Raw genomic sequence first — 24618 nt, 5'->3', positions numbered from 1 at the left:
GAAAAAAGACAGACAGGGGTGAAAGAACACAGAACAAGCGATGCGCAGCAGGCCTTGCCGCCTCAGCCCCGCACCGAGGGATGCCAGAACGCCACCCGGCGTTCCAGACGCACGAGCAAGGCGTAGGCCAGCGAGCCGGTGACCGCCGCCACCGCGATCGCGCCCCACACCAGGGCCATGTTCATGCGCGCGGCCTCGGTGGAGATGCGAAAGCCCAACCCGGCCGTGGGCGAGCCGAAGAACTCGGCCACGATGGCGCCGATCAGGGCCAGCGTGGCATTCACCTTCAGCGCCCCCACCACAAAGGGCGATGCGGCGGGCAGGCGCAGGCTCCACAGCGTGCGGCCATAGCTGGCGGCGTAGCTGTGCATCAGTTCGCGCTCCAGGCGCCCCGCCGACTGCAGGCCTGCCAGCGTGGACACCAGCATCGGAAAGAAGGTCATCAGCACCACCACCGCCGCCTTGGACGGCCAGTCAAAGCCAAACCACATCACGGCAATCGGCGCCACCCCCACCAGAGGCACCGTGCTGGTCAACGAAGCGATCGGCAGCAGGCCACGCTGCAAAAAAGGCTGGCGGTCGATGGCCACTGCCACCGCAAAGCCCAGGCCCGAGCCCAGCAGCCAACCGACCACCACCGCCTTGAGCACGGTCTGCACAAAGTCGCCGCCCAAGGTGGCCGCGTGGGTCCACAAGGCCTCCAGCACCAAGGCTGGCGGGGGCAACAGCACCCTGGGCACCTCCAGCGCCACGGTCAGCAACTGCCAGGCATACAGCACCCACAGGCCGAACAGCAGCGGCGCCAGCGCCGCATCGAAACGCTGCCCTTCGAGTGCTGCACAGCGCTGGATGGTCAGCACCGCCAGCGCGCCCAGGCCCAAGGCCCCCAACCAGAACCCGGCCGCGGCCGGAGCGGCTGCCTGGGCCGGCGGCAGTTGCAACCAACCGATGGCGGCCAGACCGGCCATCGCGGTCAGGCCCAATGAGGCCGCACGGCCGCTGGGGCGCAGCCCCAGAACAGCAGCCAGCACGCCCAGCAGTGCCGCCAGCCAGGCCGCCGGCTGGGCCAGCAACGATGACATGGCGGGCGCGGCACCCTCGGCTTCCAACACCATCAGCGGCTGCAGCGCGCACAGCAGCCAAAAGGCCAGCGCGGCCACCGCGGTGAACTGCCCGGCCTGGCGCATGTTTGCGGTGCTTGTCATGAGCGCCTCCTGTTGCGCAAAACCCATTGCTCCAGGCCCGCCATCGCTCCTGACAAGGCCAGACCCAGCAGGGCCGACATCAGCAGGGCAGACCAGATCTGCACCGTGTTGCCGTAGTACGAGCCGGTCAGCAGCCGCGCGCCCAGGCCGGCCTGGGCTCCGGTGGGCAGCTCGGCCACCATGGCGCCCACCAGACCGGCGGCAATGGCCACCTTGAGCGACGGGAACACAAACGGCAAGGCGGCGGGCAGGCGCAGCAACCAAAGGGCCTGCCATCGGCTGGCCGCATAGGTGTGCATCAGTTCGGTCTCGATGCGCTGCGGCGAGCGAAGGCCCTGCACGGCCGCCACCGTGACCGGGAAAAAGCACAGGTACATGGCGATCACGGCCTTGGGCAACACGCCGCTGAAGCCCAGGCTGCCCAGGATCACCAGCACAATCGGCGCAATCGCCAGCACGGGAATGGTCTGCGAGGCCACCACCCAGGGCAGCAGGGCCCGGTCCAGCGTGCGTGAATGCACGATCAGCACCGCCAGCACGCCCCCGAGCACCGTGCCCATGACAAAGCCCAGCAGGGTGGATTGGCCGGTCACCCACACATGGAACATCAGGTTGCGCGGCGAATCCAGCGGCCAGTCCACCAGGCTGGACCAGAAATCCAGTGCGATCTGGTGCGGCGCGGGCAGCACCGGGCGCTGCAGGGCCCAGGTGGTCTGCACCAGATCGATCCAATCCCAGGCACCGCGCGGGTTCAACACCCGCTCGATGGCCCCGGGGGCATTCAGCCAGATGGCCAAGGCATACCAGAGCAGCACGATGGCCGCCACGATCACCGCCACCGGGCCAACCGAGCCGCCCCAACGGGTGTCAGTGGTGCCCATCGGCCAGCGCCTCCCGCACTTCGTGCGCCATCTGCATGAACTCGGGCGTGTCGCGCAGCCCCAGATGCCGCTCATCGGGCAGGCGCGACTCGATCACCTTCACGATGCGCCCGGGGCGCGGCGACATCACCACAATGCGGGTGGACAGGTACACCGCCTCGGAGATGGAGTGGGTGACAAACACCACCGTGCGCCGCTCGCGACACCACAGCTGCTGCAATTGTTCGTTGAGCCCGTCGCGGGTGATCTCGTCCAGGGCCCCGAAGGGCTCGTCCATCATCAGGATGCGTGGCTCGAACGCCATGGCGCGGGCAATCGACACCCGCTGCTGCATGCCACCCGACAGTTGCCAGGGGTATTTGTTCTCGAACTGGGCCAGGCCCACCCGCCCCAGTTGCTCACGCGCCACCGCCAAGGCTTCGTCCTTGGCCCGGCCCTGGATCTGCAAGGGCAGCATCACGTTGGCCAGCACGGTGCGCCATGGGAACAGGGCCGGCGCCTGGAACACATAACCGTAAGCCCTGGCCTGACGCGCCTCGCGCGGGCTCACGCCATTGACCAATACTTCGCCCCCCGAAATCGGCTCCAGGTCGGCGATCACACGCAGCAAGGTGGTCTTGCCGCAGCCCGAGGGGCCAATCAGAGAGACGAACTCCCCCTGGGCGATGGTGAGATCCACCTCTTGCAGGGCACGCACGGGCGCGTCGGCAGCCGGATAGATCACGCTGGCGGCGCGCACCTCCACAGCGCGGCGCGCCGTGGGCACCGCCATCGGGTGGGCGGGGGGTGTTTCATTCAGAAGAGACGACATGGGGCAATCCAAAACCTAACCAAATGGTCAATTTCAGAAAACCCAAAGCTAAATCCGTGCCAGAAAAAATGCACCAGAGCAGGCACAAAGCACTGCCGGCCCAGCCCCGACCGCACCAAAACCTGTCGCGGTGGTCTGACACCAGCCACCGACGGCACTGACTTGAGTCAGAGCGTCTCGCACCGAAGTGGCCGCGGGTCAAGCTGCCGCGGGTGAACTCTGGCCGTCACGCAACCCGATACAGACCGGCACAGGAACAGCCTCGACAAGACCCCATAAAAAGAGAAAATCAGCACCAATCAGTATCGAAAAATCATATATCACCCCAGTGAGCGCAAAAGCCCCGTGGACTGATGGCCAGAACGTGGCCAATTTCACACCGTGGCAACAGGATGTTTTGTTAACATTTAGCAACCATTTGAGGTAGGGGATCGACAAAGGCCCCGGTGCCGGATACACCTAATAACATTTGAGAACAGGGTTTTGCCATGAGCGATGTCAATTCGGGTCAACCGACAGACGTGTCCGAGCACTTGGCACGTCAGCAGTGCGCTCGCCAATGGCGGCATTTCCTGCACGCGCTGGCGGCTGAATTCACCGCCGCGCTCCCCCCCGCCGATCTGCGCGCACTGAGCCGACGCATCGGCCTGCGCTTTGCCACCGAACTGCCCCTGCCCCCGCAACCCACGCTGGCGGGAGTGCAAGCGGCCATGTCGCGCCAATGGCAAGACCTGGACTGGGGCTGGGTGAACTTGGTGCAACAAGCCGACCATGTGGAGATCGCCCACTTCTGCTCGCCATTGGCCTCTGCCTTTGGTGCCTCGGCCACGGACTGGGCCAGCGGTTTCCTCGAAGGGGTCTACCAGCAATGGTTTGAGCAGCAGGGCGCACCGGGCCTTGTCGTCAGCCAGACCCAGGCCACCGACGGCTGGGGCAGCGTCAGTTTCCGGCTTGGCCGCTGAGCCAGCCCTAGGCCCTGAAGCCTGTCAAAGAGTGCCCCAATGACCAAATCTGAAGACATCGTCAACCTGTTCCAACAGTTCGGCGGACAAGTTGACGACTACCAGGAATTGAGTCGACAACAATCAGCCGCGCAGGCCAAGAAGCGCTGGCCCCTGCTGTCCGCGCTGGAGTTGGGCCAGGCCACGGCCGCCACAGCGCCGGGCGTGGCCGCAGCCGAAGCCCCCGTGACCGCCGGCCCGATCGAGTTCCGTCCGGCCCCCATCGCCCCCCCTGTTCAAGTGCTGGCGCCGAGCGGCCAGCACCTGAGCTCAGCCGAACTGGCATTGGGCACGCCAACACCCGCACCCGTGCCAGCACCCGCACCCGCACCCGCACCCGCACCGGTCGCTGCCGCAGTACCTGCTCAGCCCCCAACACCTGCGCTGGCGACCTTCGCCCCCGCACCTGCGGCTGTGGTGGCAGCTGTGCCCACGCCAGCGCCGGCCGCGCCTCCTTCCGTTCAGGCCCCCACGTCGATGCATTGGCCCGCCCCCACGGCCACAGAGGCTGCAGCCAGCCCTGCGGTGTCCGTGGCTTGGGCGCCGGCGGTGCCTGCCGCACCGGTTCGCGCACCAGAGCCCCCCCTGCAGGCAGGGCCGGCCCCGGTGTTCTCGCAGCCAACGGTCCCTGCTGCAGTACAGGCGCCACTGCCAGCCCCCCGCGCGCTCACCAGCACGTCGCCGCTGGCCAGTCTGGCTCAAACGATCCAAGCGGCACCGACGCCTGCGGCCCCCGTCCCACCAAGCACAGAATTGCAAGGCATTTTTGACCGCCTGGCCGGTCGTGCCGAAGTGGCACCGCCACCACCGCCACCGTCAGGTCTGGCGGCCTTGTGGCAGAACCTGCGAGGTGGCGCATGAAGGTGCTGGCCGTTGTCTCCTCCAAGGGCGGGGTTGGAAAGACCACCGTCACGGCCAATCTGGCCTGTGCGCTGGCACGCCAGGGCCGCACCGTGGTGGTGCTGGATCTGGACCCTCAAAACGCCCTGGGGCTTCACTTCGGTGTCAGCCCGAGTGAGTTCCGAGGCATCTCGCGCGCCTCCTTGGCCCAGCAGAGCTGGAAAAGCGTGGTGTTCGAAAGCCGGACCGGCGTGTATGTGCTGCCCTACGGGGTCGTCAACGAAGACGATCGTGACCGTTTTGAGCACCTGATCGAGACTCGCCTGTTCTGGCTGCGCGATCAACTTCAGGCCTTGAATCTGCCGCCCGATGCCGTGGTGCTGCTGGACACCCCGCCGGGCCCATCGGTCTACCTCAAGCAAGCCTTGGCCGAAGCCCACCTGGCCCTGGTGGTAGTGCTGGCCGACGCGGCGTCCTACGCCGCCTTGCCGCTGATGCAGCGGCTGGTGCAGACCTACTGCACAGGCCAGCCGAACTTCTCTGAAGCGCTTTACGTGGTCAACCAGGCCAACAACAGCCGTCAACTCTCCAAGGACGTGTCCAACGTGATCCGTTCCAGCTTCGGCGATCGCGTGGTGGGCACCATCCATCAGGATCAGTCGGTCGGTGACGCCCTGGCCAATGATCTGTGCGTGCTCGACTACGAATCGGGCAGCCAGGCCGCCAACGACTTCCGGGCCTGCGCCGAGAAAATCGCCCAGCGCCTGTCCACCAGGACCGCCACCGCATGAGCACCTCCTCGCCCTCGAGACCGGCTGTGCCCGGCTCCAACGAAGACACCCAGGCCGACCCCAGCAAACGCTGGGGTCGTTTTCTGAACAGCGTCACGGAGTCGCCGATCTGGAACCACCCGGTGGCCCAGTACGCCACCGGGATCCTGGCCTTTTTGCTGTTCCTGCTGGTGATCAGCGTCCCGCTGGACCTGACCGAGCAGGTCATCTTTGCGAGCACCACGTTTGCGGTGGCCCTGCTGCTGCGCAAGACCAAGGGCCGGGTGACGACCCTGACCATGATGACGCTGTCGATCTCGGCCTCCACCCGCTACATCTGGTGGCGCCTGACCGACACCGTGGGGTTTGAAAACCCGCTGGATGCCTTCTTCGGCTTCGGCCTGGTGGCCGCTGAGCTGTATGCCTTCACCGTGCTGCTGATCGGCTATTTCCAGACCATCTGGCCTCTGGGTCGCAAGCCGGTGCCCCTGCCCGCCGATGCGTCAAGCTGGCCCAGCGTGGATGTTTTCATCCCCACCTACAACGAACCGCTGGACGTGGTGAAGCAGACCGTGTTCTCGGCCATGAGCCTGGATTGGCCAGCCGACCGCCTCAAGGTCTACGTGCTTGACGATGGCCGACGCAGCGACTTCCGCAAGTTCTGCGAGGACGTGGGGGTGGGCTACAAGATCCGTGGCAACAACCGCCACGCCAAGGCCGGCAACATCAATGCAGCCCTGGCGACCACCGACGGCGAGTATGTGGCCATCTTCGACTGTGACCACATCCCGACCCGCTCCTTCCTGCAGGTCTGCATGGGCTGGTTCCTCAAGGACGACAAGATGGCGATGCTGCAGACGCCACACGTGTTCTTCTCGCCCGACCCCTTCGAGAAAAACCTTGAGACCTTCCACCGCACCCCCAATGAGGGTGAGTTGTTCTACGGCGTGGTGCAGGACGGCAACGACCTCTGGAATGCCTCGTTCTTCTGTGGCTCCTGCGCCATCATCAAGCGCGCACCGCTGATGGAAATCGGTGGCGTGGCCATCGAGACCGTGACCGAAGACGCCCACACCGCCCTGAAGCTGCACCGCAAGGGCTACAACACGGCGTACCTTGAAATCCCGCAGGCTGCTGGCCTGGCCACCGAAAGCCTGTCAGGCCATATCGGACAACGCATCCGCTGGGCACGGGGCATGGCGCAGATCGGGCGGGTCGACAACCCCCTGTTCGGCCCCGGCCTCAAGATCGGCCAGCGGCTGTGCTACTTGAATGCGCTGCTGCACTTCTTCTACGGCCTGCCGCGACTGATCTTTCTGACGGCACCGCTGGCCTACCTGCTGTTCGGGGCCCACGTGTTCCAGGCCACGGCCCTGATGATCTCGGCCTACGCCCTGCCTCACCTGGCCCACGCCAGCATCACCAACTCGCGCATCCAGGGCCGTTACCGCTACTCGTTCTGGAACGAGGTCTACGAATCCGTGCTGGCCTGGTACATCATGCGCCCGGTGCTGATGGCTTTCATCAACCCCAAATTGGGCAAGTTCAACGTGACGGCCAAAGGGGGCGTGATCGAAGAGGCCTACTTTGACTGGGGCATCGCCCGCCCCTACCTGGTGCTGCTGATCGCCAACCTGTTCGGCTTCGCCGTCGGTGTGTGGCAGATGGTGTTCCAGGACAACCCCGAGATCACCACCCTGTTCATCAACATGCTGTGGACGGCCTACAACATCGTGTTGTCCAGTGCGAGCCTGGCCGTGGCCAGTGAAAGCCGCCAGGTCCGCGTCACGCCACGGGTGGCGGCCGCACTGCCCGCAGCCATCCGCCTGGACAACGGCAAGGTGCTGACTTGCCAGACCGACGACTTTTCCCAGCAGGGCCTGGGGCTGACCGTGCCGGACGGGGTGCAGATCCCCACCGGTACCAAGCTGCAGGTGTCGCTGTTCCGCTCGGACGAAGAAGGGGTTTTCCCGGCGGTTGTCACCTTCGGCGGCAAGGGGCGGCTGGGTGTGCGTTTCGACAACCTGAGCCTGGCCCAGCAGGCCGAATTGGCAGCCCTGACCTTCTCCCGCGCCGATGCCTGGGTCACCACCTGGGGCCAGCGCCAACAGGACAAACCCCTCAGCTCTCTCGGCGGCGTGCTCGCCATCGGCGTGCGCGGCATCAACGAATTGACAAGCAACATCGTCAAATCACTGCGCCTGCGCCGGACCTCCAACGCCAAGTGACCCTAGGCCCACAGACCATGAAGAACTCCACCTCTCAAGCCCTCTCTCAGCGCGCCGCCCACCGCGTGCCCCTGCAGCCGGTCATCCTGGCGATTGCGCTGCTGCTGGCGGCGCCCGGTCTGCAGCCCGCCGAGGCGGCCACCAAGGCCCGCGCCGCGGCAGCTGCCCGCGAAGCAGGCGGTTCGGGCCGCATCATCACCGAGACCGCGGCCGAAGCCGGCGAGACCCCGGGCGCACGGGTGGCCAATGCGCGCACGGCGACCTTCTCGCTCAAGCAGCTTGGGGCCCTGTTCCCGCTGCAACTGCGCGGCATCCGCGGCAACAGCGGCGTGACCTTCAGCATCCGGGCCGACCAGGTGGTGACTGGCGCCAAGCTCAAGATCAATTACGCCTATTCGCCCTCCCTGATCCCGCAGCTCTCGCACATCAATGTGATGGTCAACGAACAGGTGGCCGCCACGATTCCGGTGCCCACCGAGCAGGCAGGGCAGAACCTGCAACGCGAAGTCATCATCCCGCCGCGCCTGATCACCGAGTTCAACCGACTCAACCTCGAACTGATCGGCCACTACACCCGCGATTGCGAAGACCCGACCCATTCGAGCCTGTGGGCCAATGTGGGCAACGACAGCGTGCTGGAGCTGACGCTCACGCCGATCGCCCAGGCCAACGACCTGGCCTTGCTGCCCCAGCCTTTCTTTGACCGCCGCGACGCGCTGCCCCTGGCACTGCCCATGGTGTTTGCCGGCACGCCCGCAGCGTCCACCCTGGAGGCCGCCGGCGCGCTGTCGTCCTGGTTTGGCGCCCTGGCCGGTTACCGGGGGGCCCGCTTCCCGGCCATGCAGGACCAGATTCCGGCCCAGGGGAACGCCATTGTGTTCGCGGTCGGCAACCAGCAGATTCCGGGCGGCCTGAGCCTGCCGGCCCTGCAAGGTCCCACCGTGGCCATGGTGCCCAACCCCAACGATGCCACCGCCAAGCTGCTGCTGGTGATGGGGCGCGACGGCAAAGAGCTGAAGATCGCGGCCAACGCCGTGGCCGTGGGCTCGCCCGCCTTGTCGGGCCAGGTGGCCACCATCACCAGCCTGACCGAACTCAAGCCACGCAAGCCTTATGACGCGCCCAACTGGCTGGCCAGTGACCGTCCCGTCAAGTTCGGCGAACTGGTCCAGGAGGAAAACCTCAACGTCTCGGGCTATTCACCTGACCTGATCCGCGTCAACTTCCATCTGCCCCCCGACCTGTTCAGCTGGCGCACCAAGGGCATTCCGGTCGACCTGAAGTACCGCTACACCCCTCGCCCGAACCTGGACAAGTCGACGCTGAACATCAACGTCAACCAGCAGTTCCTGCGTTCTTTGCCCTTGCTGGCCATCAGCCACGAAACCCCGGGCGCCGTGGAGCGCGTGGTGGACAGCGTGCTGCCGGCGGGCGAGTTGATCCCGGCCCGCGAGCAGTTTCACATCCCGCTGTTCAAGCTGCCGGCCCAGACGCAGCTGCAGTTCCACTACTTCCACGACATGGTCAAACAAGGTTCGTGCAAGGATGTGGTGCTGGACAACGTGCGGGGCACGGTCGAGCCCGACTCGACGGTGGACATCTCGGGTTTCTCTCACTTCCTGGCCATGCCCGATCTGGCCGCCTTCAGCAACAGCGGCTTTCCGTTCACCCGCCTGGCCGACCTGTCCGAAACCGCCGTGGTGCTGCCTGAAAAGCCCACCACCAGCGACTACAGCAGCTACCTGAGCCTGCTCGGCGTGTTTGGCCGATCCACCGGCTACCCAGCCACCGCCGTCAGCGTGGTCGCGCCCAAGCAGATCGAGGCCCTGGCCGGCAAGGATGTGGTCGTGATCGGCTCGGCCTCCAACCAGCCCCTGCTCACCCAGTGGGCGGATGCCAGCCCGGTCAACATCCAGACCGGCGCGCGCCGCTTCAAGATCTCAGATTTTGCCTACCGGGTCTTCAGCTGGTGGGATCCGAGCCAGCGCGACGGCGCCAAGCCCGGACGCAACCAGGTGGCCTTCAACAGCAACAGCAATGACGGCGTGATCGCCGGCTTCGAGTCGCCTGTCAGCGCTGGCCGCAGTGTGGTGCAGTTGTCCAGCAACAACCCCGAAGGCATGACCCAGATCGTCGACGCCCTGCTCGACGCCGATCTGGTCAAAGAGATCCAGGGCAGCACCTCGGTGATCCGTGGCAAGCAGGTGGACAGCCTGGTGGCCGAGCAAAGCTACTACGTCGGCCACCTGGACCCCTTGACCTGGATACAGTGGTTCCTCGCCGGCAACCCCTTGCTGCTGCTGGGCCTGGGCATTCTGGCCGCCCTGCTGATTGCGGTGCTGCTGTTCCTGTCGCTGCGGGCCCGTGCACGTGCCCGCCTCAAGAATCAGGGATGATCCTCAGGTCCATGCAGAACCTGCCCCGCGCCACGCCATCGAGCCCCACCCGAAAGCGCCCCACGCCTTCGGGTGCGGGGCTCCGACGAATGTTCCTGACCCAAGTCCTGGCGCCACTGACCGTGGCGCCTTTGGTCTTGCTGGGGGGCCATGCCATGGCCGCCCAGGCGAAGCCAGGGCAAAACCAGGCCCCCGCGGCCAGCTGCCGGGCCAGCACCGAGTGGCCGCTGTGGGACAGCTTCAATGAACGCTTCGCCCAGGAGGACGGACGCATCGTCGACTTCAATGTCGCCCAGATGCACTCCACCTCGGAAGGCCAGTCCTATGCCATGTTCTTCGCGCTGGTGGCCAACCAGCCCGAACGTTTCGAGCGCCTATGGCGCTGGACCGTGGCCAATCTGGCCGGCGGCAACATCGCCGCCCGCCTGCCGGCCTGGCAGTGGGGCCAGCGCAAGGACGGCACCTGGGGCATCATCGACAACAACCCGGCATCGGACGCCGACCTCTGGCTGGCCTACGCCCTGCTTGAGGCGGCTCGCGTGTGGAAGAAACCTGGCTACGAAGCCGACGCCCGCACACTGCTGGCACGGGTGATCCAGGACGAACTCATCGACCTGCCCGGCTTCGGCAAGATGGTGCTGCCTGGCCCGGTCGGCTTCAGTTTCCCCGACCAGAAGCTGTGGCGCTTCAACCCCAGCTACCTGCCGCTGCCGCTGCTGCGGCGCTTTGCCCAATTCGACCCCAAGGGCCCCTGGAGCACGCTGGCCGGCAACACCGTGCGCCTGATCAGCGACACCGCCCCGCGGGGCTATTCGCCCGACTGGGTGGCCTGGCGGCTGGCCGACAACGGCCGCGGCAACTTTGTGGCCGACCCGCAATCGGGTGACGTGGGCAGCTATGACGCCATCCGCACCTACCTGTGGGCGGGCATGACGGCGCCCGCCGACCCGGCCGCCACCCCGCTGCGCCGGGCCTTGGGCGGCATGGCCCAGGCCATCGAGCAGGCCGAGTTTCCACCCGAAAAGGTGCAGACCAGCACCGGTGCCGTGCAGGGCATGGGCCCCATCGGCTTTGCGGCGGCCCTGCTGCCCTACCTGCAGACAGACGGCCGCAACACCGCCTTGCTGCTGCAACAGAAGCGGGTACAGGCCCGTCTGTTTGACCCGGCCGCCCGCCTGCCCTATTACGATCACGTGCTCGGTTTGTTCGGCACAGGCTGGATCGAGAAACGCTATCAATTCCTGCCCACGGGCAGACTGCAATTACGCTGGGAGAAGGCATGTTCAACCGCCACCAAACGCTAGCCATGAGCCTGCTGGCCGCACTGAGTGTGCCGGCCGTATTCGCCCAGGAACCCGCTGTCAAGGCCCTGTTGGAGCAGGGCAAGTACTGGCAAGCGCGCGAGAACACCGAGCGCGCGGCCGAAGCCTGGCAGAAACTGCTCAAGATCAACCCCAGCCAGCCTGAAGCCCTGGGCGGCATGGCCGTGGTCGAAGCCAGCAACAAGCGCTTTGATGAGGCGGCCAAATACATCGCCCAACTCAAGAAAGCGGCCCCCAACTACCCTGGCCTGGCCAACATTGAGCAGTCGATCAACGTGATGCGCAACGGGCCGCAACTGCAGACGGCGCGCGACCTGGCCAAGGCCGGCAAGCCCGCCGAAGCGGTCAATACCTACCAGAACGCCCTGGGTGGCCAAGCCCCTCGCGGCCCGCTGGCCCTGGAGTACTACCAGACCCTGGGCGGCACCGCCCAAGGTTGGGAGTCGGCGCGCAAGGGCCTGGAGCAACTGGCCCAGGAACAGCCCGACGATGCCCGCATCGCGCTGGCACTGGCCCAGCACCTGACCTACCGCGACGCCACCCGACGCGAAGGCATCGTCCATCTGGCACGGCTGGCCAGCCACCCCGATGTCGGCAGCGCCGCCATCGAAAGCTGGCGCAAGGCCCTGGCCTGGACCGGCAGCCGCAGCGCCGACATCCCGCTTTACCAGCAGTTCCTGCGCGCCTTCCCGGGCGACGCCGCCGTGCAAGCCCGACTGAACGAGATCGAGCGCCAGCAAAAGCAGGCCCGTAGCCCCGAAGGCCCGGGCGCCGACCCGCTGCGCAAGCGCACCCAGGAGGCCTTCCGCGCGCTGGACGATGGCGACCTGGAAGCCGCCGAGGCGGGTTTCCGCAGTGTGCTGGAAGCCCGTCCCACCGACGGCGACGCCCTGGGCGGCTTCGGTGTGCTGCGTCTGCGCCAGGAAAACTTCTCGCAGGCGCGCGACTACCTGGAACGCGCCACCCGCCAGGGCCAGGCCGGCCGCTGGAAGAGCGCGCTCGACAGCGCCACCTACTGGACGCTGGTCGCGCAGTCCACCACAGCCCGTGAAAACGGCAACCTCGACGCTGCTCGTCAATACCTGCAGCAAGCCGTGCGTCTGGACCCCAAGGAGACCACCGCCGAAAACGACCTGGCCGATGTGCTGGTCGAGCAAGGCCAGTACGACGCCGCCGAGGCCACCTACCGTCGCGTGCTGGCCCGCCAGGCCGACAATCCCGACGCCGTTCGCGGCTTGGTCGGCGTGCTGGCCCAGAACAACAAGGCCGACGAAGCCCTGCGCATCGTCGAGCGCATGAGCCCCACCCAGCAAGAAAAGGTCGGCGCCCTGGGCCGGCTGCGTGCCACCCAGGCTTTGGGTCAGGCCAAGGCGGCGGCCGCGCGTGGCGACGACACCGGTGCCCGCGTGGCCCTGGAAAACGCCTTGCTGAATGACCCGGCCAACGCCTGGGTTCGCCTGGACCTGGCCCGGCTGTACATCAAGCTGGGTGCCAAGGCCGAAGCCCGCGGGATCATGGACGGGCTGCTGATCTCCAACCCCAACATGCCCGAGGCGCTGTACGCCCATGCCCTGCTGTCGGCCGAGACCCAGGACTGGGCCGGTTCCCTGGCCACACTGGAGCGCGTGCCTGAAGCCAACCGCACCCGTGACATCGCCGCCCTGTACAAGCGCGTGTGGGTGCATGTGCAGGCCGACGGCGCCTCGGCCCTGGCCCTGCAAGGGCGTCAGGCCGAAGCCCTGGCCAAGCTGGCTCAGGTCGAGCCTTTCACAGGTCAAGACCCTGAATTGCTGGGCGCTGTAGCACTGGCCTACACCGACGCTGGCGACGCCAACCGCGCCATGGCCACCATCCGCCAGTTGCTGGCGCGCTCGGCCCGTCCCGAACCCGGGCTGCGCCTGCAGTACGCGGCCATCCTGCTCAAGACCAAGCAAGACGTGGAGCTGGCAGGCATCCTGCGCCAGCTGCAAGGCACCCCCATGACGCTGCAGCAGCGCGCCGCCTTCGACGAATTGCGTGTGGGCTACACCTTGCGCCAGGCCGAGGCCCTGCGCGAGGCGGGTGATCTGGCCGCGGCCTATGACACCCTGGCCCCGGTGCTGGCCGAACGGCCGAACGACCCGCTGGTGATGGGCGCGCTGGCCCGCATGTACGCCGCCAACAACGACTACGTGCAGGCCATCACCCTGTACAACCGCCTGCTCGAAAAAGACCCCAACAACCTGCAGCTGTTGCTGCCTGCGGCGTCGCTGGCCATCTCCGCCAAGGAATACGCCTACGCCGACTCGGCGATCCAGATCGCCTTGGTACGAGCCCCCAACAATCCCGAGGTGCTGACCGCCGCGGCCCGTCTGTACCGGGCCCAGGGCAAGACCAGCAAGGCCACCGAATACTTCACCGCCGCCGTGGCGGCCGAGAACCAGCAGCGCAATGCCCAACTGGCCGCCAGCGGTGCGCTGGTGCAGGCCCGCTCGACCAACCCGTTTGCCAACCGCAACAACCAACCCCAACGCCAGCCCTTTGCGCCACTGACTCCGGGGGCCATGCCCACGGCCGTGCCGGTGGGCACCTCGTATGGCCCCAGTTCGATGGCCCCGGTGGCGGAACCCCTGCGCTTTGCCCCCGTGGCCGCGCTGGGGACGCCCCCGGCTGTTGTGGCCTCACCGCGCTCGGCCACCCTGATCCCCGAACCCGCAGGCGCTGCACGCAACGCGATCGGCACAGGCTCGGCCTACAGCCTGTCGACCTACCCGGCCACTGGCGCGGGCATGCCCCCCCTGCAGGTCGCCCAGGCTGCCGAGGTGCCCAACCCCAACAACTACCAGACCCAGACCTACCGGCCGGCCCCGCTCGGCACCGTGGTGCCCTCCGGCACCAGCGTGAACGAACGTGCGCAGCCCGCCAGCGCGGCCGTCACCCCGCGCAGCACGGCCAATAACGCAGACGCAACCCCGGCTGCCGCCAGCCGAAGCCGCAGCACGGGCAGTACCGGCAATGCCAACAGCCGCCAGGTCGCCGACCGGGTTGCCCCCCCGCAAGGCAGTTCGGCCTTGATCAGCCCGGCCGAGGCCGCCGCGGCCAGCACCCTACGCAGCCAGCCTGTGCCCGCCAGCGCACCCGTGGCGCCGATCTACGCCGCCCAACCCATTCCGGATCCTGCGGCCATTTACAGCGGCAGCGTGCCGCCAGCGCCCAGCAATGCGACGGCCTGGGCCCCAGCCTCGACCAGCAACGCCTTCGCAGCACCCAGCCAGCAGATCGCCCAGACCAGCCGCCTGAGTGCCGCCAACAACGGCCGACCGCGCAGTGCTGCGCTGGACGAACTCAATGACATCCGGCAAGACCGCATCCCCGTGGTGTCGCTGGGCTTGGTCGCCCGAGTGCGCCAGGGTGAATCCGGCCTGAGCCAACTGACCGACATTGAAGCCCCGCTGCAACTCAAGTTCGATGCAGGTGACGGCAAGATGACCCTGGGCATCACCCCCACCTCGCTGAATGCGGGCACCCCCGATCTCGACTACGGCACCTTGAGCCGCTTCGGCGGTGGTCCGGTCAGTTCGCTGGCCCTGCCCGATCGATCCGCCGGTGGCCAAAGCGCCTCCGGGGTGGGTCTGAGCGTGGGTTACGAGTCGACCAACCTCAAGATGGACGTGGGCACCACACCGCTGGGCTTCAACAAATCGGATGTGACCGGGGGCGTCAAGTACCGCATCCCGCTCAATGACGAGTTGACCCTGGTGGTGGATGGCTCGCGCCGCCCGGTGACCGACAGCCTGCTGTCCTTCGCCGGCACCAAAGACCCACGCAGCGGCGACAACTGGGGGGGCGTGTCGTCCACCGGCGGTCGCCTCGACCTGAACTGGGAAAGCGGTGACTTCGGCCTGTACACCTATGGCTCGCTGTATGGCTTGACCGGCACCAACGTGGCGACCAACACCCGGGTGGAAGGTGGCGGTGGCCTTTACTGGCGACTGGACCGCAGCGCCAATTCGTCGCTGACCACCGGCCTGAATGTGACCGCGCTGAGCTACGACAAGAACCTGCGTTACTTCACGTACGGTCATGGTGGCTACTTCAGCCCACAACGCTTTCTGTCGCTCAGCGTGCCGCTGGAATGGGCACAGCGCAGCAACCGCTTCTCCTACCAGCTCAAGGGGTCCCTGGGCGTTCAGACCTTCCGCGAGGAAGCCGCCGCCTACTATCCGACCAGCTCGTCACGCCAGTCCGCGGCAGTGCAGGCGGCCAACGATGCCTTTGCCTTCGGCACAGCAGGCTCCACGGCCAATGGCGCCGTGTACCCGGGCCAGACCAAGACCGGCCTGGGCTACAACCTGGGCGCGGCCATGGAGTTCCAGATGCACCCGCAGTTGTTTGTGGGCGGCCAGTTGGCGTTGGACAACGCCCGCGACTACCGGCAATTCATCGGGGGCATTTACCTTCGCTACGCGCTGCAACCGTATTCCGGCCTGCAGGCCCTCCCCGTGAACACGGTGAAATCCCCTTACGGCAACTGAGCGGCAACTGAGCGCACAAGTCACGCGAAGCCGATTCAATCCAGCCCGCACCCCATCCAGGGTGCGGGCTTTTTTCATGCTGTCTTTGACGGCGCCATGCCCGGGCCTTGCCGCCCCTTGGCGGCACATGACCCCACGCCCTACCCACTTAGCCAACGGGCACCGCCCTGGTCACCGCATGGCTCACCCGGCGCAACACGCGCCGGGCAAGAAAAAAGGCCCCGAAGGGCCTTTTCAGGGGGGGGCGATCCGATCAGGACTTCGAACCGATGAACACCAGATTGGCCCGGGTGGCCGCACCGCTGTAGCCCGCTGCGCCGATGCGCAGGCCCACCACGTTGTTGGCGCCATCGAACACAGCAGAGGCCGCGCCCGACTGCACCGGCAGACCCGCCAGGGCACAGGTGCCGGCAAAGGTCAGGGTATCGACCCGGTACAGGTTCAGCGTGGTGTTGGTGCTGCTGTAGGCCGAGATGTTGCCGGTCAGCGTGCAGCCCGTGGTGGTGGTGCCGGTGATGACGCTCTTGGTGCCATCCGTGGTGTCGGCAGCGATCTTGAGGGTCAGGCCAGTGCCACCAAAACCGATGGTCGAGCTGGTGTAAGTGCCATACAGCGCCGACACCGTGGGCAGGATCGGCGAGGTGTACAGATTGGTGGTGTCGGGCACCATGCTGAAGGCCGTCTGGGCACTCGAAGCCGTCGGGTCGGTGTACGTGCCCGTGAGGCTGCTCTGGGTACGCACATCACCGCTGATGAGAATGCCGGCCGTGTACTGGGTCGAGGCCAGGTTCTGGTTGGCAAAGTACACCCCATCGGTCGAACTCAGGATGCTGGTGCCGGTGGCCACAACCAGATTGCCGTACAGCGCGTCGTACCCGCCCCCCACTCGCTTGTAGAAGAAGTAGGAGTTGTCCGGCAAGACCATGGCATACACATCGCCAGAACTGGTGCTGGTGGAGCTCTTCCAGAAGCCCGCTGCCACCTGCTGGGTGGTCGCCGGGGTGGAGGTGCTGCCCGCCACCAGCACACCATCGAGCACATACGTGTTCAAGGTGGTGGTACTGCTGCGCGTGAACATCCAGATGCCGGTCTTGTTGCCCAGCGTGTCGTACTTCAGGAAGGCGACACCGGATTGGGTGGTGCCCGTGGCTGCGCAGGTGGTGATGCCGCCCGACAGATTGAGCACCACGTTGTAGATCGCGGGCGATGTGGTGCTGTTGGCCGCCACCGTCTGGGGCGTGGCAGTGCCGGCCACGGTACAACCCGACACCGTGCCGGCAAGGTTGCCCACCGCGTCCGCCGTCAGCACCCAGCTGCCGCCAAACAGAGCACCACCGGTGTACTTGCCCTGCAGCTTGGCATAGGTGGCGCCATAGTTGTTCAGGGTGCTGTACGTCATCTTCAGCGAAGTGACCGCCCCGGTGGCCGCTGCCGTGTTCGCCGGATTGCTGTAATTGCCGCTGAAGGTGTCGGTGCGCGCCGCGCCCGTGCTGGTGCTGGCCGTGCCGGCCAGGCTCAGCCCGGTGGCGAACTTGCCATCCTGCACCGAGAAATACGTGACATTGGTGGCCGCCACCGAGGCCACATCGACCCGCAGCAGGCCATAGATGCTGTCGTAGCCGGAAGTACCGGCAGCGCCCTTGGCCAGGTAGAAATCGCCGCCCTTGCCATCACTGCCGCCACTGACGTAGCCCACCACATTGCGCTGGGCTGATCCGGTGCCCGTGGTGCCGGTCCAGATGCCATCCATGTATTGCTGCGTGCCCGTGACTGCCCCCACGTTGGAAGTATCCCCGGTGCTGCCGCCGCCGCAACCCGCCAGGGCCAGCAGGCCAAGGGCAGGAACCCAATGTTTTAGCTTCAGTAACTTCAATTGCGTGATCCTCGTGACAGCCGCAGCCCCCGACCTTGGCGCAGACACAGGCCGCCCCAAAGCAAACTTACGCGATGTTACAGGCTTTGGCCTTGTGCACCCGCGCGCGGTGGCCGGCTGAGACAACATTGTCACAAAAGCCCCCTCATAAAGAGCACCGTGCAGCGGTCGAACCACCGTCGCAACGGCGGCTGTCGCACCCGGGCTCATGCGAACAGCGCCAGCCATGCACCGAAGCGACGAGGACGGCTCTTGAATCTGGGTTGCCCGACATCCGCACGAAGGCGTCCATGGAACAGAGGTTGCGCATCCCCAGCCACGCGAGCCCCAAGACACGTTTCCAGCCTTGCTCGGACAAGCGTACGCCAAGACGCCGATTGCAAGCCTACGCCAAGGGATTTCGCCCAAAGTCAAATTCGATGGCCCCCTCGGCCCGAGGGCATCTTCAAGGCATCGATGGAATGAGAGTGGCACGAACTATCAGACAGGCAATATCGGCATTCAGGGCGCAGCCAATTCCACCAGGGCAAATGAGCAAGCTCACACGCCTGTGTCAGCTGACTCGATGAGACGGCCCCGCCCCACGAAAGGCCATCGGAGAGCGGTGCCGTGACACCTCGCCGGAAATGGCCTCATGCCATCCCATTCCCCTGTGTCATGCAGCCTTTGGGGAGCGACGCTCCATCCGGCTTGGAAAACGCGTTCATTTACTGCAGCCTGCTTTTCAAAGATCATTTGACAAGCCTTATTTTTACTTATAAATTATATAAACAAGCACGGTCTAAAGTCGTAAATATGCAATTTAAATCATTTTAATAATGCTTATTTAATACATTTGATAGAAATATCGACGTGCTTGAGGGTTGTAAACAATAAATACCATGAGTTGGAGTTCCTATGCACGTCTTTGCCAAGACACCAACGCGCCATCATCCATTCACCCGGAAGGAGACCGAGGCCAGTAGCTGGAAGGGCGGCCGCGCCAAGGACCATTCCAAGCCATTTTTTGCCGATTCGGATTTCCACTGGCCCTCGTTCGAAGCCCCCTTGAAGCCGGGGTTCCGAAGTGCCATCCAATCCATCAACACCGCGTGGCGTTGGTTCAGAGCCCACCTGCGGATCCAGCCGCCCCCCAACGCCACAGCTTTCGTGGCCCCAGGGACCTCGTGGCTCGAACAACCGGGGCGGGTGCACGCACCTGAAGAGGTCGTCATCACGGCCCCACAGCCCAGTCAGGTACGACAGAGCAGCAAGACTCAAACCCCTGTTGCCGCCTGTGAACCGGCCCTGGATGCCTGGGTTTTGCTGGATACCAACGGCGAATGCACCCGCATCAACGACAGTTTCAGCACTCTTTTCGACTTGCACATCCAGGACCTGATGCACCTGCCTCCGGCAGAAATCCTCGCGGCCATCCAATTGAATTGCCAGCCGCTCAAGCCGTTTCCACAGTTCGGGTACCTGTTCGAGAAGATGCTGAATTCGTCTTTGAATACGCCCAACTACCATTGCATCATCGAGATCGACTGGCCCCGCAAGACGCTGGTTCAACTGTCACGCATGAACATCCGTTCGGAGTCCATCTCCGGGATCTTGTTTTTCCGCGACGTCACACAGGCCGTCATGGCGTCGGAAAAGCAAAAGAGAAGCCACATCAAGACCGACCAGGATTTGCGCCAGTATTTCAATGAGGTCTACGGTCTGGACGCCGCCGAGACCTGAGCACAACAGCATGCACCCCTGAAGTTCCGGCAGAGCTTCACGGAGGATTCAGAGCAAAGGAGAGGAAAATGAAAAATACAAACTCGACACCATCGGGCCATTCAAGGCTCAACCGCCCTCCACACAGGAGCAGGCGGTCGACAGCAGAACACCGCCAGCCCGATCCACGGCACCTGACACGGTCACCGACGGCCGGGCGATGACGCGCCACCTCGAATGGGCAAGAGAACACGGAGCCCAGTTCTGGCGTGCCGGGCTTGAACACCTCTGCATCTGTGCCGTCATCTTCATGCTGGCCTGCTTGCTTGACTACACCGTGGCCCACCTGTCATCAGGGCACGGCGACGCCGAACGGATGCTGAGCACGCTGAATCGGGGCATCGGCTTCATCCTCGTGATCGTTTTCTCGAAAAGTGGTGCACTGGCCATCGGCCTTGCGCAGGTCTATATGGAACCAGGCACGCACGAGGCCCTTCCCCTCATGAGTCAGCAACTGGCCCAGGCCCTGCTTGCGGTGACGCCGTTGCTGTGCCGGCTTGTGTCATTCAAACTACTCGAAATCGACCCGAACCTGATCCGCCTGAGCATCGGAAAATTCTCCAGTCTGGTCTTTTTTTATTCTTTGTTTCAATCGCTTCTATTGAGTATCACAAATAACATTGTCGGCGGGCCATTGTCCTACGGCGATTACTTTCGCAATGACCTGACAATCAACCTGATCGGAATAGGGCTGGCCGTCATTCAGCTTCGATTTCTGATATCCGCGCTCCGAATCGCACCTTTAAGATCAATTATTGAAGTAATAACCCAGCCTCTCAAAATAGGTCATCGACTTTTCAGACGGGACAATCAATTTCGAGCGGGTGTCACCTTCGATGGATTGGGCAACGACCAGATCGTTTTCCCGAAGCTTGGCCAGGCGCTTGTGCAGCGTGGCAGGCGAACCCAGTTCGCTCAGGCCGATGACTTGGCTGATCGTCAGGGGCTTGCCCTCGAACCAGCACAAAGTGATTGTCTCCAGAAGGGCCAATGAATTGACGTCCAGATGATTCGACAGTGTTTCAGACTGGATCACCCGTGCCACTTGAAGAAAACGGAAATACGCGGCAGACAGCGGTTTTTTGGGATTCTCATCCATACCAGTTGATGATTTGGTCGATGTGAACTCCGAGGACTGCCCGGTTTGGCTTATTAATACAGGCATCAGTGGATCATCACAGTTCGAGGGGTATATGGATTCCATGATTGGAGGGCTTTATGTATGACGCAGAACTGTCAAGAGCCAGCTTTTTCACGGTGTGCAGCGAATGCGGAACACAGCTGAACAAACAAGCGCAGCGGCGCTGGATGGCTTGCATTCCGACGGCATGCCATTTCGGGTGTTCGTACTGTTCGTCCGCCTATCTCGAAGTTCTTGGCGTCCTCATCCGACTGCCTACTTAGGGCTTCGCAGGCCCGAAGCGCTGGAACGCCTGGGATCTGAACGTCATCGTCAGCCAGCACACCGACAAGGGCCCACCAGGACGACCGAGCGGCTCCACCGGCCCTGGGCTCACATGGCAGGCGCTTCATCCTGAAGGCGCAGGCAGCGCCAGCATTCGTGCGGTGGCTCATAGTGGATCCGATGGTGAGGCTCTGGGTGACAGTCGCGGTTTGTTCAGGGTAAGGGGCATTTTCGGGCCTTGCCAAGGGATCGACATTCCACTCAGACCCTTTGGACGACCGATGGTGTTCGCAAACTGACTCGAATTCTAGAAACGCAGGCGGACGCGGTCATGAGGCTAGGGATAAATGAGGTATCAATCTTTTCATATACGGTAATAGTTCACTGATTGGAGGGGGTGCCCACCTGGGAGCATGCCCGGCGCTGTCGCTGAAGACACCCAGCGTCGCAGGTCACCCTCAAGCCTCGGACAGGAAATACCCTCATAGGAAAGAGGCCGTGCCGCACGAAGCCCGTTCGCCAAGCCTCTCTTGCGTGCGCAGGGCCGAGACCCAGGACCCTCATCACGGGGACCGGAACGCCAGACCGCACCAGACTCCGACGGTCACCATTGGTCGACCCCGCCGGCCCATTCACCGAGATCCCGTCATTGACCGTCAAATCAGTCATGGATTCCAGCGGCAATCACCGCATCCTGTGGCACCTGGCCGTCAGCCGAGTCAGTCGATTGAGAGAAGGGGTCCACCGAGCAGGGTCCACCCCCTCACACCTGGCCAGAAAACGCTCGCCTGCGGTCGAAGACAGCGGACTTTGGGCGCCCAGTGTCACTGCCACCAGCGAGATCACTTACAGAATGTAACAATTTGATTCCATCCTTGTCAAGAAGACCACTTACGGGCGATTCAGGCTCAGATTTTATACCTTTCGATCTTAAATCAAATTTTTTTCACATATTTATCAAATAAAGGCACCTCATCATTGCGAAAAATCAAACACCAAAAGCAAAGATTTTCCAATCCAGCCAGGAGCGAGCCAAGCCAATCACAAACAGAAACAGGGGTTTCATTGCGGTGTCGTATATGCACGCCCGGCTGGACGTAGGCCCGACGCTTGAAGACCCTTGCCCAGGGATCCGACGAGAGGGGCGTCGGGCCCAGCACACGCATTCAAGGGCCAGTCCATGCCCCTGGAGCAGCGCGGGCTCTTGTGCCAGAGAGGGGACACAGGCAGGTGGCCTGCCCAACAGATCGTCGGACAAGAAGATCCGCGACGAACTTGGCCAAGTGGCTTGAGCGCTTCGAACGCGCTGATCGACACCGGACCCGCGTAAGGGCTTTGTACCCCCAGCGACCAGGTCGCCACCTCCTCGAAGGTCGGGGCCCGAGCATCGTGCATGGAAGCTGGAGGCACCTGCATCGCCTGACAGTTTGGCAAGCACAAGGCGCCAAAGACCTCATGCCGATGCCGCGCCTCAGGACAGGGAGATCCACACCAGCCTCAGGCCCCCAACAAGCGGGGTTGCCAAACTCGCTCACGTTCAGCCCTGCACCGCAGCACGTCTGCGCTCAGACGCGTCAGTACCAAGCCCAAGGCCATGCGCCAGGGCAGCTCATCTGGCCCGACTTGGCGGAAATCTGACCGTGCCGGGCACGGCAGCAAACGACGTTTGAAAGGGGGATCAGAACGGAATGTCGTCGTCCATGTCGTCAAACCCCGACGACGGACGACTGGCCATGGGCGCGGGAGCCGGGGCCGGACGCGGGGCCGGGGCGCGCGCGGCAGGAGCGGCTGCAGGGGCGCGGCGCGGCGCGCTTTCGTATCCGCCGCCTTGACCACCGCCCTGACCACCACCGTAGCCACCGCCATAACCACCTTCATCACCACCACCACCGCCCATGCCCTGGCGGCTGCCCAGCATCTGCATCTGGTCAGCCCGGATTTCGGTGCTGTATTTTTCGACGCCGGCCTGGTCGGTCCACTTGCGGGTGCGCAGCGAGCCTTCCACATAGACCTGCGAACCCTTGCGCAGGTATTGGCCTGCGATTTCAGCCAGGCGGCCGTTGAACACCACGCGGTGCCACTCCGTGGCTTCCTTCATCTCGCCAGACTGCTTGTCTTTCCAGCGGTCGGTGGTGGCGATGGTGACGTTGGCCACCTGGTCGCCGCTGGGGAAGGTGCGGATCTCGGGGTCGCGCCCCAGGTTACCGACGATGATGACTTTATTGACAGATGCCATGGCTCAATTCTCCGATTCAGGGCGAGATTATGGCGTCTGTGGGCGTGGCGACACGTCCTGGCGTGCTCATGGGCCAGGCCACCAGCAACCAAACGGCACAGGCCAGAGAGCTGACCAGGAACAAGCCATGCCCCCCCACCGAGCGGGCCAGCAGCCCCCCCATGGCGCCGCCGGCAAACAAGCCCAGGGATTGCAGGGTGTTGTAGATGCCCAGTGCCGTGCCGCGCAGACGCGCGGGCGCCAGGCGCGAGGCCAAACTGGGCTGGCTGGCCTCCAGCACGTTGAAGCCGCAGAAGAAAATGAACAGCAGACCGCCCAGGGTGAGCAGGCCGGGCTGGTGATCCACCACCGCCCACAGGCCCAGTTGCACCAGACCGATCAGCACGATGGCGGCCAGAAACACCGGGCGCAGATGCCCCCGACGCTCCAACGGAAACAAAGTGCCGCCCATGACCACAAACGACGCCAGCACCGCCGGCAGGTACACCTGCCAGTGCAGGCTTTTCTCCAGGCCGGCCTGCACCAGCATCGAGGGCACGGCCACCCACATGGCCAGTTGCACCGCGTGCAACACGAACACGCCGAAGTCGAGCCGCAGCAGCGAACCCAGGGCCAATACCTCGCGCAGGCTGCCACGCGGCGCATCGGCCGGCAAGGGCGGCGCGGTGGGGACGCGCCACAGCACCACGGCCACGCCGCTCAGGGCCAGCACGGCAATCAGCACGAACAGGCCCGACAGCCCCAACCAAGCCGTCAGCACCGGCGCCAGCACCAGCGACAGCGCAAACATCAGCCCGATGCTGGCACCGATCAAGGCCATGGCCTTGGTGCGCACCTCGTCCCGGGTCTGGTCGGCCAGCAAGGCGGTGACCGCTGCCGAAATGGCCCCGGCGCCCTGCAAGGCACGCCCCAGCACCAGGCCATGCAAGGTCTCGGCGCCAGCCGACACCAAAGCACCCAGCGCAAACAACAGCAGGCCGACCACGATCACGGGCTTGCGCCCGAAGCGGTCGGAGGCGATGCCGAAAGGAATCTGCAACACCCCCTGGGTGAGCCCGTAGATGCCCATGGCCAGGCCCACCAGGGCCGGGTCATCGCCCCCCGGGTACTTGCGCGCCTCCAGGGCGAACACGGGCAACACCAGGAACAGGCCGAGCATGCGCAGGGCAAAGATGAACGCCAGCGACTGGGTGGAGCGGCGCTCCAGCGCTGTCATAGCGGTTGATACAGTCATGAGGTGTGAAAAGGGGGAGAGAAGCGAATGCGCGTGGCATTCACGCACAAAACCCATATTGTCGGCGAAGCCCACCCAGCCGGCCTGTGCCAAACGGTGACGTGATGTCTATCATGGTGGGTTTTTCCCAGCCCGGACCAC

General features: G+C 64.5%; 15 protein-coding genes. 9 read left to right on the top strand and 6 right to left on the bottom strand.

All coding sequences use genetic code 11. The features are described 5' to 3' along the window. Nucleotides 1-62 precede the first annotated feature (62 nt). The 3 genes from AC07VS_RS25010 to AC07VS_RS25000 are packed head-to-tail and all read right to left on the bottom strand — an operon-like array spanning nt 63 to nt 2897. Complete coding sequence (locus AC07VS_RS25010; protein ID WP_494752323.1) at nt 63-1205, bottom strand: ABC transporter permease; 1143 nt, start codon at nt 1203-1205, stop codon at nt 63-65. Further along, a complete protein-coding gene (locus AC07VS_RS25005; protein WP_492349965.1) occupies nt 1202-2086 on the bottom strand; it encodes an ABC transporter permease in 885 nt (294 codons plus the stop codon). The genes AC07VS_RS25010 and AC07VS_RS25005 overlap by 4 nt, the downstream gene beginning before the upstream one ends. Beyond that, nucleotides 2073-2897, bottom strand: coding sequence for an ABC transporter ATP-binding protein (locus tag AC07VS_RS25000; protein WP_492349964.1), 825 nt, complete (start codon nt 2895-2897; stop codon nt 2073-2075). Before AC07VS_RS25000 ends, AC07VS_RS25005 begins: the two co-directional genes overlap by 14 nt. Before the next feature lie 488 nt (nt 2898-3385). Here AC07VS_RS25000 and bcsD point away from each other — a divergent pair, with 488 nt between their 5' ends. From bcsD to AC07VS_RS24965, 7 genes are all read left to right on the top strand, one after another. Continuing rightward, nucleotides 3386-3859 (top strand): cellulose biosynthesis protein BcsD, encoded by a 474-nt coding sequence (gene bcsD / locus AC07VS_RS24995; RefSeq protein ID WP_492349963.1) that lies wholly within the window; start codon nt 3386-3388, stop codon nt 3857-3859. A 39-nt stretch (nt 3860-3898) separates the two neighbouring features. Beyond that, a complete protein-coding gene (gene bcsP / locus AC07VS_RS24990) occupies nt 3899-4759 on the top strand; it encodes a cellulose biosynthesis protein BcsP (protein ID WP_494752322.1) in 861 nt (286 codons plus the stop codon). Beyond that, a complete protein-coding gene (gene bcsQ, locus AC07VS_RS24985; RefSeq protein ID WP_492349961.1) occupies nt 4756-5529 on the top strand; it encodes a cellulose biosynthesis protein BcsQ in 774 nt (257 codons plus the stop codon). Before bcsP ends, bcsQ begins: the two co-directional genes overlap by 4 nt. Further along, nucleotides 5526-7736: a UDP-forming cellulose synthase catalytic subunit gene (gene bcsA, locus AC07VS_RS24980; RefSeq protein ID WP_494752321.1), complete on the top strand. Its 2211-nt coding sequence runs from the start codon at nt 5526-5528 to the stop codon at nt 7734-7736. Before bcsQ ends, bcsA begins: the two co-directional genes overlap by 4 nt. 17 nt (nt 7737-7753) lie before the next feature. Next, the gene (bcsB, locus tag AC07VS_RS24975) at nt 7754-10132 is read left to right on the top strand and encodes a cellulose biosynthesis cyclic di-GMP-binding regulatory protein BcsB (RefSeq protein ID WP_494752320.1); all 2379 of its coding nucleotides are present in this window, start codon (nt 7754-7756) and stop codon (nt 10130-10132) included. A gap of 89 nt (nt 10133-10221) precedes the next feature. Further along, the gene (gene bcsZ, locus AC07VS_RS24970; RefSeq protein WP_494752319.1) at nt 10222-11436 is read left to right on the top strand and encodes a cellulose synthase complex periplasmic endoglucanase BcsZ; all 1215 of its coding nucleotides are present in this window, start codon (nt 10222-10224) and stop codon (nt 11434-11436) included. Continuing rightward, a complete protein-coding gene (locus tag AC07VS_RS24965) occupies nt 11412-15968 on the top strand; it encodes a cellulose synthase subunit BcsC-related outer membrane protein (RefSeq protein WP_492362999.1) in 4557 nt (1518 codons plus the stop codon). The genes bcsZ and AC07VS_RS24965 overlap by 25 nt, the downstream gene beginning before the upstream one ends. A 253-nt stretch (nt 15969-16221) precedes the next feature. On the opposite strand, the gene AC07VS_RS24960 is transcribed toward AC07VS_RS24965, so the two are convergent. Next, nucleotides 16222-17841, bottom strand: a complete 1620-nt coding sequence (locus AC07VS_RS24960; RefSeq protein ID WP_492349955.1) for a hypothetical protein — start codon at nt 17839-17841, stop codon at nt 16222-16224. Nucleotides 17842-18738: 897 nt separating this feature from the next. On the opposite strand from AC07VS_RS24960, the gene AC07VS_RS24955 reads away from it, so the two are divergent. Beyond that, the gene (locus tag AC07VS_RS24955; protein ID WP_492349954.1) at nt 18739-19563 is read left to right on the top strand and encodes a hypothetical protein; all 825 of its coding nucleotides are present in this window, start codon (nt 18739-18741) and stop codon (nt 19561-19563) included. 199 nt (nt 19564-19762) lie between these two features. Continuing rightward, complete coding sequence (locus AC07VS_RS24950) at nt 19763-20596, top strand: hypothetical protein (protein ID WP_492349953.1); 834 nt, start codon at nt 19763-19765, stop codon at nt 20594-20596. 2089 nt (nt 20597-22685) lie between these two features. Here the strand turns inward: AC07VS_RS24950 and ssb are convergent. Both ssb and AC07VS_RS24940 read right to left on the bottom strand, forming a co-directional pair. Further along, complete coding sequence (gene ssb / locus AC07VS_RS24945; RefSeq protein WP_492349952.1) at nt 22686-23243, bottom strand: single-stranded DNA-binding protein; 558 nt, start codon at nt 23241-23243, stop codon at nt 22686-22688. Nucleotides 23244-23259: 16 nt separating this feature from the next. Further along, nucleotides 23260-24459: an MFS transporter gene (locus tag AC07VS_RS24940; protein WP_492349970.1), complete on the bottom strand. Its 1200-nt coding sequence runs from the start codon at nt 24457-24459 to the stop codon at nt 23260-23262. Nucleotides 24460-24618 lie beyond the last annotated feature (159 nt).

The organism is Curvibacter sp. GW821-FHT01G03 (genome assembly GCF_059422285.1).
This window is presented reverse-complemented; position numbering and strand designations above follow the sequence as displayed.

Coding starts and splice junctions, on each gene's coding strand:
- AC07VS_RS24965 (WP_492362999.1), top strand. CDS start 11,412: ATGTTCAACCGCCACCAAACGCTAGCCATGAGCCTGCTGGCCGCACTG.
- AC07VS_RS24940 (WP_492349970.1), bottom strand. CDS start 24,459: ATGACAGCGCTGGAGCGCCGCTCCACCCAGTCGCTGGCGTTCATCTTT.
- AC07VS_RS25005 (WP_492349965.1), bottom strand. CDS start 2,086: ATGGGCACCACTGACACCCGTTGGGGCGGCTCGGTTGGCCCGGTGGCG.
- AC07VS_RS24955 (WP_492349954.1), top strand. CDS start 18,739: ATGCACGTCTTTGCCAAGACACCAACGCGCCATCATCCATTCACCCGG.
- ssb (WP_492349952.1), bottom strand. CDS start 23,243: ATGGCATCTGTCAATAAAGTCATCATCGTCGGTAACCTGGGGCGCGAC.
- bcsP (WP_494752322.1), top strand. CDS start 3,899: ATGACCAAATCTGAAGACATCGTCAACCTGTTCCAACAGTTCGGCGGA.
- AC07VS_RS25000 (WP_492349964.1), bottom strand. CDS start 2,897: ATGTCGTCTCTTCTGAATGAAACACCCCCCGCCCACCCGATGGCGGTG.
- bcsA (WP_494752321.1), top strand. CDS start 5,526: ATGAGCACCTCCTCGCCCTCGAGACCGGCTGTGCCCGGCTCCAACGAA.
- bcsB (WP_494752320.1), top strand. CDS start 7,754: ATGAAGAACTCCACCTCTCAAGCCCTCTCTCAGCGCGCCGCCCACCGC.
- AC07VS_RS25010 (WP_494752323.1), bottom strand. CDS start 1,205: ATGACAAGCACCGCAAACATGCGCCAGGCCGGGCAGTTCACCGCGGTG.
- bcsD (WP_492349963.1), top strand. CDS start 3,386: ATGAGCGATGTCAATTCGGGTCAACCGACAGACGTGTCCGAGCACTTG.
- bcsQ (WP_492349961.1), top strand. CDS start 4,756: ATGAAGGTGCTGGCCGTTGTCTCCTCCAAGGGCGGGGTTGGAAAGACC.
- AC07VS_RS24950 (WP_492349953.1), top strand. CDS start 19,763: ATGACGCGCCACCTCGAATGGGCAAGAGAACACGGAGCCCAGTTCTGG.
- bcsZ (WP_494752319.1), top strand. CDS start 10,222: ATGTTCCTGACCCAAGTCCTGGCGCCACTGACCGTGGCGCCTTTGGTC.